This window comes from Polyangium sorediatum (assembly GCF_029946465.1).
Lineage (GTDB): Bacteria > Myxococcota_A > Polyangia > Polyangiales > Polyangiaceae > Polyangium > Polyangium fumosum.
Genome location: NZ_JARZHI010000028.1, coordinates 1 through 11,870 on the forward strand (window position 1 = coordinate 1; position 11,870 = coordinate 11,870).

Annotated in this window: 9 protein-coding genes; 2 read left to right on the top strand and 7 right to left on the bottom strand. The window is 65.0% G+C overall.

All coding sequences use genetic code 11. From position 1 onward, the window contains the following. The coding region (locus QHF89_RS27400; RefSeq protein ID WP_284720038.1) for a transposase at positions 1-127 on the bottom strand (127 nt) is incomplete at its 3' end. Between the two features lie 166 nt (positions 128-293). On the opposite strand from QHF89_RS27400, the gene QHF89_RS27405 reads away from it, so the two are divergent. Then, a complete protein-coding gene (locus QHF89_RS27405; protein ID WP_136966653.1) occupies positions 294-2,687 on the top strand; it encodes a hypothetical protein in 2,394 nt (797 codons plus the stop codon). A 223-nt stretch (positions 2,688-2,910) separates the two neighbouring features. Here the strand turns inward: QHF89_RS27405 and QHF89_RS27410 are convergent, their stop codons facing one another. The 4 genes from QHF89_RS27410 to QHF89_RS27425 all read right to left on the bottom strand — a co-directional run bounded on the left by QHF89_RS27410 (position 2,911) and on the right by QHF89_RS27425 (position 6,167). Further along, on the bottom strand, positions 2,911-3,342 hold the full coding sequence (locus QHF89_RS27410; protein ID WP_136966652.1) for a hypothetical protein: 432 nt from the start codon (positions 3,340-3,342) through the stop codon (positions 2,911-2,913). A 19-nt stretch (positions 3,343-3,361) separates the two neighbouring features. Then, positions 3,362-4,336, bottom strand: coding sequence for a hypothetical protein (locus QHF89_RS27415; RefSeq protein ID WP_136966651.1), 975 nt, complete (start codon positions 4,334-4,336; stop codon positions 3,362-3,364). Between the two features lie 44 nt (positions 4,337-4,380). Next, entirely contained in the window at positions 4,381-4,737 is a 357-nt protein-coding gene (locus QHF89_RS27420; protein WP_136966650.1) for a hypothetical protein, read from the bottom strand. Between the two features lie 458 nt (positions 4,738-5,195). Further along, positions 5,196-6,167: a coiled-coil domain-containing protein gene (locus QHF89_RS27425; RefSeq protein ID WP_284720995.1), complete on the bottom strand. Its 972-nt coding sequence runs from the start codon at positions 6,165-6,167 to the stop codon at positions 5,196-5,198. A gap of 515 nt (positions 6,168-6,682) precedes the next feature. Between QHF89_RS27425 and QHF89_RS27430 the strand changes: the two genes are divergently transcribed. Beyond that, positions 6,683-8,422 carry an AAA family ATPase gene (locus QHF89_RS27430; RefSeq protein WP_284720996.1) on the top strand — a complete coding sequence of 580 codons (1,740 nt, stop codon included), beginning with the start codon at positions 6,683-6,685 and terminating at the stop codon, positions 8,420-8,422. Positions 8,423-8,450: 28 nt separating this feature from the next. On the opposite strand, the gene QHF89_RS27435 is transcribed toward QHF89_RS27430, so the two are convergent. Both QHF89_RS27435 and QHF89_RS27440 read right to left on the bottom strand, forming a co-directional pair. After that, positions 8,451-9,617, bottom strand: a complete 1,167-nt coding sequence (locus QHF89_RS27435; RefSeq protein WP_136966646.1) for an amidohydrolase family protein — start codon at positions 9,615-9,617, stop codon at positions 8,451-8,453. A gap of 17 nt (positions 9,618-9,634) precedes the next feature. Beyond that, positions 9,635-11,860 (bottom strand): TOMM precursor leader peptide-binding protein, encoded by a 2,226-nt coding sequence (locus QHF89_RS27440; RefSeq protein WP_136966645.1) that lies wholly within the window; start codon positions 11,858-11,860, stop codon positions 9,635-9,637. Positions 11,861-11,870: the final 10 nt, after the last annotated feature.

An 11,870-nucleotide genomic window follows, 5' to 3' on the forward strand; every position in this document is an offset into this window, starting at 1 on the left:
GTAGCGCCGTTTCGGTGAGATCCAGATCCTTCGCGACCTTCGCGATGCTCCGGTCCCCAACCTGGCAGAGACGAACCGCCTCTGCCTTGAACTCCGCGCTGAACGACCTCCGCTTCCGCCTCGCCATGGAACTCTCCTAGCGCATCTCCGCGCCTTTGGGTTTGTCCACGGATCCGGGGGAGGATCAGTTTCCGGCCCTTCGGGCGATCGATCTCCGCTCGGAAGAACCATTCCCCGGTGTGCCGCCCGCGCTCATGCGCGTGGGAGGACCCCGAGAGGCGCGAACGTGGTGGGTGGCGCCGACCGGCGCAGGAAAGACGCTCGTCGGCCGCTGGCTCGACGCGCGATATGGCTGGACCTTCCTCCAGGCCGAAAGCTGGGCAGACGTTGAGCTTCCCAGCCAAGGACGCGTATATGTCGATTTGGCGTCGACGGCGGGGCTTTCGGTGGAAGCCCTCGAAGGAACCCCGGCGGAGGTGGCGATCTGCGTCGCCTGTCCAAACCCGCCACCAGAGAAGTCGGAGAGCCCGAATAACGGCTTGTACGACCATGGTGTGCCCCGCCTGCCCTCACTCCCTGGGGAAAAGTTGGGACAGGCCGTCGCGCACTCGTTGTTTACCATTCTCCACACGCAGCACGCGGCGGTGTGGGCGGATGCGCTGCTCAAATGGGTCACCAAGCGGGTGAAACCCGGCGGCGGGTTTGACGCAGGCCGAGTGCGCGAGCTCCTGTCTCACGAGGACATGCTCGCGCTATTCGAAACGCCCGGCGAATTGATCGGGTTTCTCGGCATCGTCGAGTATGCGGGGCTTGACCGATTCGAGGATCGTGAGCGACAAGTCAAAGATCCCCTCTGGTTGGTTCGCATCTGGCTCAAGGCCCTGTTGGAGCGGGACGATCGCCGATGCGCTCCGGGTACCACGGAACTGCTCAGGATGTGTGGACCCGAGATGCTGCGGGATATGGAAATGGAACGACTCCGCCGTGGCTTCGGCCCCGCGTTATGCGAATCTTGTTGGATCGAACTGGTTCCTCGCGGGCATGCACCGGAGCTGAATCGGGATCGTCTCCTTTCGGTGCTCGACGCAGCCGAAAGCGATGTGGTCCCGCAACTTCGTGCCCTCTTGGCTCCTGATGGTGCGTCTGTCATCGCTGGGCTCAAGGCGATAGGCGTTCTCGCGGAACGTCATGATCATTGCTGGTTCATCAGGCCAACCTGGATCTCCAACGCCATCGCCAGCGTCGCCATTGCCAGCTTGTATGACGACGCCCCGAGCGGGCTCGGATCGCTGCTGCTCTACCCGGGCACGTCGGAGAGCGCGCTGCATCGGTTGATCGACGACGTACGCGCCGGCGATTTCCGTGGCATCGAGGCCTGCATGAAGGCCGGGGAGCCGACGTCCCCGGAGCAGATGGCCGCGCTCGACGGGGTGTTTCGTGCAATCGGGATCGCGCTCATGAGGGGCGTCTCGCCGCCGCCGATGGATTGGGTCCACACGATCTGGGCCCGGCAGATGCGCTATACGTTTCAGCGGTATACGAACTGGCCACCGATCCCGCTCCTTCAGGTTGCCCAACATGAACATCGCGGGGCCACGTCGACCGACGTGTGGCTCTTCGCGGCGTTTTCGATCTCGCGCGCGCTCACCGAGGCTGGCGTGGAGATCGACCGCTCCGCATTGAACCCATGGCGCGGACTTCCCGAGGACGCGGGAGAGAAAAACCTCTTCTTCGAGGCGCTGTCAAGCATCCAGTGGGTAGGTCGAGCCCGCACGGAGAATGGTGACTCGGGTCCACTCGGGCTTCTGGCGTATCGTCTAGGCGCGGCTTTGCTGGACAGATTCGGCGTCTTGCATCGTCACCACCGCTTGCTCGAGCTCCAAACGCCCGATCTGCTGGTCATGCTGGCGAGCGGAGCGGAGCTCGAGATCCAGCCATCCGAGCGCGAACCGCTTCTCTTCTTGTCCTTCGGACTCGAGGCGCTGGAGGAGGCCTGCGAGCGGCGGGGGATGGAGGTCGTGGACGTGCTCCGCTGGTGCTGGCGCTGTTGGATGAGCAACAAGGACATTTGGCGATTCCCCCCCTTCCGGTGGATCGGACGCGGAGGGTTTGGCCCAAAACACGAAGATGCGCAGCACATCTGGAAGCTTGCGTCCGCCGACGTTCTCCCGGAAGTGTTCTACCGGCAGCTCGCAGAGATGCCGGAGGTATGGCCTTGGCTCACGGAACCCATATGGGCTCGTTGGCTGGACCTGTGGTCCAAGCAGGAGGGGCGCTGGAGCAACGACGCGACCGTCTTCAGTGCCTTGCCCAAGGCGTTGGCGCTAGAAGCCGTTCGTGACGGGCGTGTCGACCCGTGGTGCCACGGAGTTCGCGAGGTTCTCTGGAAGCGAATGCCCGATGCGCTCCTCGAGCTCGTCGATGAGCTCGCAGCGCTCCCGCCGAACCCGCATCCCAGGGTCCAGGACAGCGGCGGGCCGATCTCGTCGCTCGTCTACGCGGCGCCCGCCGAGCATTGCCCACGGCTCGTAGAGCGTGCTCGCACGTGGCTTTCGGCCCCATCGACCTACCCAGGCGTCGTGGGGTGGGTACGCCGCTGGCTCGCACGCGTGGTCGAGCAGCGGTCGCCTGGATGGCGGGAGGCTTACGCGCTCATCCTTCAAGCACACGGGAACATCGGTAAGTAGCCAGGGAACGAAGTTCTGGCAAATTCCTGGCAAGCCCCCCCTCCCGCGGTTCCTTGCCAGCAGTAACCCCTAGAAATCCCTCACCAAACCCATGCCACCCCCCATCCGCACCCTCGTTTTTGAAAACCGCCGTACCCGGAAGGGTACCAGGGGTTCGAATCCCTTCTCCTCCGCTAACTTTTGGTGCGAGCCCGCGGGGTCGGTCTCGTGTAGCTACGCGACTTCAGATCTTCCATTCCGCTCCGTCTTTGCCGAGCAAGTCGGCGATCGTCGAGAGCTCGGCCAAGTCGCCGAGGGGGTTCGACCTGGCAATTTCGACGATTCCACCGAGTATCGAAGCGGCCATCTTCACGTCGCGCACCTCTGCTGCTTCACCGAGCCGCGAGAAGAGTTCATCGAAGAGCCCACGGCGTTCGTCGAAGGAACGGGCCAAATAGTCGATGAGGACCTCTCGCATCGAGCTGACGGCCTCGATTTTCACAAGCACCTGCGCCTCGATGTGCGCGCGCTTCGTCTGCTCTTCCTGCGTCGTCCGATGCATCATTGCGACGCTCGCCACGACCTCTGTGAGCAGCTTCAGCGCATCGAGTGGCACGACCACCTTCGCCAGGAGCGTTTGTTCTGTCGTGCCCCCTGCTCCGTCACGCGTCGTCATGTCCACGCTCCCTCTCATGTTACCCCTGCCCGGGCTTGATATTGGCCTGCCGAGCGACGATCTGTCCGATGCGATCGCCATTCCCCGGAACGATTGGCACTCGTAGCACATCTGCGAGGGCACGCGCGTACTGGAAGCCCAAGGAGAGGCGGGCGAGGTGGTCCGGATCGTTGGAATCGAAATCGTCCCTGATCATCTCGAGGCAGACGAGGATGTCCTTCAGACCGTGGTGCAGGCCCTGCCCAACCCGCTGAAGTTCGTCGATGCGCTGGCGTACCCCGTGAAGAAGGGCGATCTCGTTGCTCATCCGTGCGATTGCCATCTCCAGAGCCGCTGCGTGCGTCGCGGCCGCGGTGAGCGCCTTCTGCCCGTGTACCTCGATCACGAAGCCGGCCACCGCGACTGCGGGCGCGACCGCGAGCCCTCCGACGATCAGCGTCCCACCGGCCATTCCAAAGCCCCCGGCAGCGAGGGAGCCGCCGCCCAACCAGGCCAGGGTCGCGTTCGTCGCCGCTGCGCCGCTCAACGAGCCAATCGCTGTCCCCGTACTGGCCACGCCTACGGTTCCGGCGAGCGCCAAGGCTCCTGCTGCGGTCGCCGAGCCTGCCGAGATCGCCGTCATCGCCCCTCCGATCGCATTCGCCGCGTCGACCGAGACGGGAACGTGGCACGGAGAGGGGAGGGTGCTCCTGTCGAAGGCCCAGGCGTGCAGAATCGGATCGAGCCGCATGCGCTGATGAAGCCGATCGAGGACGAGGCCGAATCGCTGGAAGGTGGCCATCGTGTCAACCTTGAATCGTCCGAATGCATCAGTATCGGCGTTCACGGCGGCAATCCACGCCGCGTGAGCTTGGCGAAAGCCTTCGTGGCGTTCTTCTGCGTCGCGCACGAGTTCTCGTGCTCGTTCGAGGGCGCTCATGCCGGACTTGGCTTTCGTGATACCCGTTTTTGTCAGGGCACCGACGAGGAGCAGGGCAAGGACAGGGACGAGCATGGCGAGTTCCTTTTCTTCAAATATTTACTATTTCTTGTTCGGGGTTACTTTTTATGTCGCCCGCGTGCGGGCTTTTCGGTCGCCGCTTGTTTCCGTGCGCGTTTGCGGGGCGCGGCTTCTTCGGGAGCGTGGGACGAGCGCGGATCGTAAACTTCTGACGGCGCATTCAACAACCGCGCGAGGCGCTCGGTCGAGGTTTCCTTCCGCTTCGCCTCGACGGCGCGTATTTTCTGGCGTAGTGCGTTCAGGCGCTCGGTTGGGGCGAGTTCGCTCTCCAGCGCGGGCGCCCGCCCTCCGCCTCTCGCTCGGCTCGTTTCTTCCGCCTGCGCGAGCTTTGCGAGGAGTTGGGCGATGGACACGGCGGCTTCGCTGGTTGCAGGCGAATTCTCGGCGTTGCTCACGGCCACAGCGGCGAGGCCAAACACGCCGCCGAGGAGAGCTCCCGTGGTCATGGATTGCTTCGTCCCGCCAATCGCCCCGAGGAGCGCGCCGAGAGCCGTCGTCGCGAGGACTGCGGCTCCTGCGTCGTTGATGGCCGGCTGCGGAGGCGGCGGAGGAGCTGGCGGCACATATGGCATGAATTGCGGAAGGGGCGGAGCGTACGGCTGGGGATGATGCATCTGGGGCGCTGGAGCGAGCCTCACGTCGTAATGCGCGCCGAAATCAGCCACGTGACAGAGCGTGGCGTTGTCGGCTGGCCACACGTAATCGGCCTGTTGGCCGAGGGGCACGCCGACCGCAGGGATCATCGCCACGTCGATCGGATGAGCGATCTGTCCCGCGGGTACCCGAATCATGGTCCCGAAAGGATGCTGGCGCAGCGCGAGGATGATTTGGTCCCATGTCCATCGAGTGCTGTTCATCGCTGGGCCTCCTTCTTCTTGTTCTTGCTGCGCGACTTTTTGCTGCTTTCTGGGACGACCTTGACGAGATCCAGGAAGCTCGTTCCTTTGCGCTTGACGGACTCGGCGCCACCCTTCTCGATTTGTCTGCGGAGCCGGCTGAGCTGCTTATCGAGCGTGTTCCGTTTCTTGTTGCCGAGGAGCATCGGGTGCAGATCCTGGAGGCGCTCGATCCCGATCTGCGCCTCGCCTGCGAATGCGTTTCGGATCAGCAACGCATCGATTGAGTCCATCTCGGCCAGGAGCGCATCGACGCGCGCTCGGCGCTCCATCGCTTCGCGCACGTCGCGATCGAGTCGCGCCAGGGCCTCCGCGAGCTCTTGGGCATGCTGGGTGAGCTTGCAGAGCGCGCTGGCCAGCAGGATATGAAACTCCCGTACGTCGAACGACTCGTCGAGGTTCGACAGGTACCAATCGACCTCTCTTTCTGCAATTTCGAGCAGGGAAAGGTCATCGATCGGTATTTGGGCCAGCAACGCGGCGTCCCTGTGGGCGTGGACGATGAGGTGGGCCCGGACGATCTCGGTCGCGATCAGACGGTAGAGCGCGCGCAGTTGCGGATTTTCAGCGTGTCTCGCGAGGACGAGGAGGTATGTCCGTGCCTCCTCATAATAAGGGATCTCCGGGAGACGTAGGAGGCGCTCGGCCCATTTCGCGACCTCCGGCGGCAGCGTCAGGGTGAGCAGGTCGTCGAAGGTCGCATGAAACCTGGCGAGCGCCGGATACCGAGCCGGCTGGTCCACCGCGTCCACGAGCCTGATCCCCGCCACGTTCGCCCGATGGACCTCGGCGCCGACGACCGAAAGCTCGGCCGCGAGCTGCTGCAGTCCGTGCTGCAGATCGTCGGCCTTCCCGACGAGAGCTGCCGCGCCGGTCACGTGGACGAAGGCGTCGATCAGCTCGGTAAAAGGAGGCGCGAGAGCGTTCATGACCGGAGAGTGACACGACGAGGACGTCGATCTGACAAAGGCACCAACTTTTCTTCATCCTCCATCCTGCGGCTGTCAGGAGCTCCCTCTTCTGTCGACACCTCCTTGTCTTGGCCACGCCTCCCGCATCGGCCCACGCAAGGCGCAGTGGGTGGCGCCGACGAGGCGCGCTTTCACTCCGAGCCATGTGTGGGTCCTCGAGGTTCGCGCCCGAAGCGAGGAGCGCGGCCCCGGCATGAGCCTCTCGCCCGGGACGAGTTTTGTCTAGACGAACCGAGGCACAGGCAAAACCGACGCACGGGCTGAACGGCAGAGCGTTCGCCCCTTGAGTTTGGCCGCGGACCGGCGTACATGGCAAACGGACCTGGAGACGACCCTGCCAGGAGCACGACCCATGGCGCAGTTCCGCCGGAAACCGCTCATCTTCTGGACGCTTGGCCAAACGTACGGTTTTACCGTCGTCCTGCGCCGAACCTCCGTGGTTCGTCAGGGCAAGCGCGTGCATGGGGGTGTTCATGCGACCGCTTGATGTTCCCATCGGGGTCTCGGACTTCAAGGCGCTGCGCGAGGGCCGCAGGTACTACGTCGACAAGACGGCGTTCATCGGCGAGGTCCTCCGGGCGCCGCCGCAGGTGCTGCTGTTCCCGCGGCCGAGGCGGTTCGGCAAGTCGCTGAACATGTCGATGCTCAAGTGCTTCCTCGAGCGGACCCCGGAGGACCGGAGGCCGCTGTTCGAGGGGCTCGCGGTCATGCAGGACCCGGACGCTCTCGCTCATTTCCAGCAATACCCGGTCATTTACACGCGCCTCGGGACCGTGTGGGCAGGGGATCGCGTGGAGGCCCGGGAGACGCTCCGCGAGGAAGCTCGGCGGATCTACGAAGCGCATTCGTATCTCCTGACCGAGGGCGCGCTCGCGCCGCATGAGCGCGTGCGTTTTCTGGAGATCTTCGAGCGTCGCGCAGACGAGGCCCTCCTGTGCTCGGCGCTGGCCGATTTGTCCAGGTTCCTGCACCGGTACCATGGCAAGCGCGTGGTCATCCTCGTGGACGAATACGATGCTCCGCTGCACCTGTCTCAGGTGCACAAATCGTTCGCCGAGACCGTCGACCTGATTCGAAAGTTTCTTCATTCTGGCATCAAGGACAATCCCCACCTGGCCAAAGGTGTCCTGACGGGGATCCTCCGGATCTCCAACGAGAGCATCTTTTCGGGGCTCAACAACGTCGTGACGTATTCGATCCTTTGTTCGGAGTGCGCGACGTCGTTCGGGTTCACCGAGGAGGAGACGACGAAGATCCTCCGGGACGCCGAGGCATACGAACAGCGCGAGCGGGTCCGCAGGTGGTACCAGGGGTATTTGTTCGGCCAGCAGTCGATCTTCAATCCATGGTCGGTGCTGAACTTCGTGCGCCAGAGCGACGTACGGTTTCTCGATTACTGGGCGAGGGAGAGCCCGAGCGACATCTCCGAAGAGCTGATCGCCCGGTGGTTCACGCAATGTTACGATGACTTCGAGAAGCTCCTGCGCGGCGAGGTCATCGAGAAACCCATCCAGGATCATATCGCGCTGCGGGACGCGACGAGCCACCAAGAAACGGTATGGAGCATCCTGGTGATGGCCGGCTACTTGCGGGCCGAGGTGATCGCGCAGCGCGAAGAAGACGAGGACGGCGAGCCGATCTGCGAGCTGTCCTTCCCGAATCGAGAGGTCCGGGGGAAGTTCACGCGCATCTTCAAGCGGTGGATGGAGGCCGGCATCGGCGGCAAGCCGGGGCTCGCCGAACTCGAAATGTCTCTTTTCGAGGGGAACGCGGAGCGGCTCGCCGTCCTCCTGGAGGGCTTCCTGCTCAAGTTATCCAACTACGATCGCGCGCCGAAGGAAATCGAAGCGCACTATCACGTGTTCCTCATGGGATTGCTCATCACGCTCGAAGGGCGAATCTTCGAGATAAAATCGAACCGCGAATCGGGGTACGGGCGATACGACGTGATGCTGATCCCGAAGAGGCCGGGCTTGCCTGGTGTGGTGATGGAGCTCAAGGTCCTGCCGGCGCGAGGCTCCAAGGTCCCCAGCAAGGCAAAGGTCGAGGCGACGCTGGAGGCCGCGCTCTTGCAGATCGAGACGCTCGAATACGCACAGGATCTGCGCGAGCGAGGCGCGAAGCCCATCCATCAGATCGCGGTCGTCTTCTCGGGCAAGCGCGCCTGGGTGCGGTCGCGTCGTGCATCACCGAGGCGCTTGCCGCCACGGTAGCCGCGGTGCGTCCGGCCAAGCTCGCTCCTCATGCCCTGCCATCGATTCCCATCAGGTTGCATGCGCTCTCCCATAGGATCGTTCGCAGCGCTTCAGCGCCGAGCGCGCCCTGCTGGGCCATCATGTCGCCGACCATTCCGGGGCCATGATCGAGGTGGGGGAAATCCGTTCCGAATACCATACGCGCCGCGCCGATCTCCGTCACCACCCGGTCGAGCATGGGCTCGTTCGGCTCGAGCGCGATCCAGCATTGCCGCTGGAAGTATTCGGAGGGCGGCAGGCGCACCCGACCGCGCACCTCGCCGCGCATCTGCGAATACTCGACGTGGTCGAGCCGCCAGAGCCAATAAGGCAAAAAGCCGCATCCCGCCTCGAGCAGGCCCACCCGCAGCGTCGGGTGCGCTTCGAGGACGCCGCCTTCGAGCAGCGAAAGCAGCGCCATCATGGCCTCCATGGGATGCGAGCAAGCATGCTGGCCGAAGCGCGTCTCGAAGCGATCCGCCCCCGCCGCGGAGACACGTGCGTGTGTGCCTTCGTGCAGGAGGACGGTGATTGCGTGGTGCTCGCACGCGGCCCAGAACCGCGCATGCGCAGGGGCGCTCAGCGTGCGGCCCTGCACCGGGTTCGGCCGGAGGATCACGGAGCGCTGGCCGTCGCGGACCGCTTGCTCCAGGTCGTCCACCATGGCCTCCGGATCGTGGCGCGAGAGGAGCGCCGGGCCCAGGAGCCGGGTCGGCGCGTTCGAGCAGAAATCGTTCAGCCATCGATTGTAGGCGTGCGCGTAGGCTCGCGAGCGCTCCGCGTCGATGGCGTCGTCATGAACGAGGAAAGACGCGTACGTCGGGAGCAGGACGGCAACGTCGACGCCGGTCGCGTCCATTTCGGCGAGGTGCCCCCGAGGCGTCTCCGCGGCGGCGAGGTTCTCGCGACGGCGCGCGGCGACGAGCCCGAGCTCGATGTACCCTGCCTCGGGCACACGCATGATGGGCTCGCCCGCCACGGAGAGAATGGGGGGTGTGGGCAAAAGCGCATACTCGCCCAAGCGATGGATCCGCTCGGTCAACGTTTCGGGCGAGCCGAAGGGCGCGAGCCGAGGCGCATACTCCTTCATTCGCGCAGGCAGGTACGCGGGCCACAGGGAGATTGGCTCCATGACGTGACGGTCCACGTCCATGATCCGGAATCCATCACGCATGCGGATCTCCTGAGCGGCTAGACGAAAAGAGGGACCGGGTTGAGCTCGCTTTCGGCGAGCGGGCGCGCGAGCCAGCCGAGCGCGCACGGAACCTGGTAAAGCCTCCCCGGGCCGAATCGAGGCCAGAAATGGCGCAACCCGGGGACGATCACCTGGATCACGTGCAGGCCGATATCGGGGCGGGTCTTGTCCACCACGACGAGCTCGAGGCCCGCCTCCTCGATACGCTTCGCGCAATGCTCGATGTCGGCGCGCAGATCGGCGCCGCCGATGCGAGGGAAGCTCCCGGCCGTGATCCGCGGAAGATCGGGGTGGGGGAAGAGATAGTCGCGGGCAAGCAGGCGCTCCACGTCCCACGGCGCCCGGCGCGTGCCTTCGGGGTCAAAGAGCTGGTTGAGCTCGGTAAGCGATCGCTGCACGGCGAGATGTGGATCGAGGTGGCAGCCAAACCCAATGGCGAATCGATCCGCGCGGGGCTCATGGGCGAGCGCCGCGCAGGTGGGGATGCCCAGATCGTGGGTGAGATCGAGCGCCCATACCTTCCAGCCGAGGCGGGTGGAGTCGGCCTGGATGGCGTCGAAGTAGGGATCCGCGAAGCTCTCGAGGTCGATCGCCGGGCGTGACATCCGGTTGTACCACCAGATCGCGGCTGCATCGCGCTCCACGAGCTCGAGCAGGGCCTGAAGCAAGGCTTCTTCGAGGCAGGTGCCGGCCGCCACCCCGTTGCTGCAGGGGCCGCAGAATGCGGTGCCACTCTCGGCCGGGGCCTCGGCATAACAATAGGCCAGCGGGACGTAGCGCCTTTCGCGTTTGCTCAGCGACCAGCCCGGCGTCCAATCGATCCGGGTGCTGGCATCGAGCGGCTCGGGCACCGATTGGCGTCGATCCACGCCTTGCGCACGGAGTCGATCGCGCGCGTGATATTGCGCGTCGCTGAAGTTCAAGAGATCGCCAAGGCAGAGCGCCGCCGCGCCGAGCTCGTCCTTGCTGCCGCGGACGCGCGCCTCGTCCCCCTGGTAGACGCCACTATAACGTTCGAGGGCTTCGCAGAGCGCGCTGACCCTCGACTGATCCGCGCTGCGTCCCTTGCCCGCGCAGGCCTTGTCGAAGACGTTGGCGTGCGGCACGCCGTCCCGAGGGCAAACCAGGTACCCCGACGCATACACGGCACGGAGCTCGGTGTCCTTTCCCGGCATCGGGATCAGGTGGGTCACGGCTCCGGTGATCGGGCTGATGAGGTGTTGATAACGCTCGTAGGTCTGCCGCGGGGTTTGCCTGCGGTATCCCCCGTCCTCGTAATGCGCCTTTTCGATCGGCTGCAATTCGATCGGCCGCTCGCCGACGTCCGTCATCAACCCTCGATCTCCGCACGTCGGGCATTGCGGCCGCCGGACGACCGCGTGCGCCGTGGTCTGGAAGGTGGACCAATCGAGGGCGAGCACCCGGGAGCCGAGCGGAGGGGGGGAGCTCCTGTCCCCCCCGGCGAGCACGCGGGCGATCACCAGGGCGCCGATTCCGCAGGCCGTTCGGATGCTCGCTTCCATGGCCGCCCTGGGGGGAGCGACGACACCCTCGTCGTTTCCGCGCCGGCGCACCATCTCCTCGACCGGGCGGTTCTGGCGTATCCAGAAGGAAAGGCATTCCCAGCAGGGGCCAGCGCCGGGCTCGAACACGGGTCCGAGGAGCGGCTGGACGCCGGTGGGTTTCATCAGGAACCAGGGCGTCCCTTCCGCCAGCGCGCGGCGATTGATTGCGGCAAGCTCCGGCCGCAGGGAATCGTCGCTCACGACCACCTGCACGCGCGCCTCGCCGTCGACCCGCACGCCTGCCTGCACGAGCGCCTCGGTCATCCATGCGGCAGGAATGGCTTCGCCGAGGGTTTGGACCGACACGGGGGTGCGGCGCAGGGCCTCGGTGGCGGCCCTGCCGTCGAGGCCCACCCCGTGCCAGAAGGCCGTAGCCTCGGAGGGAAGCTCTGGAGCCGCGGGCACGAGGTAGCCGCGCGCCGCGAGCTTGCTCAGGATATAAAGCGCCTCCGGCTCCGAGACCCGAGCGCGCGCGGCGTGCAGGATGTCATGTACGGTGCGCCGGCCATCGACGAGCATGGCCACCTCGACGGTGCTGGCGCCGGAGAGGACGAATCGCTCACGCTCGCCAATCAAGAAGGCCGCGCCGGTCTCCACGCGCTCGACCCGCAGGGTCGGCTTGAGTGCCAGCACCTGACTCAGCTCCAGAGGCTCCATCGAGGTCTTC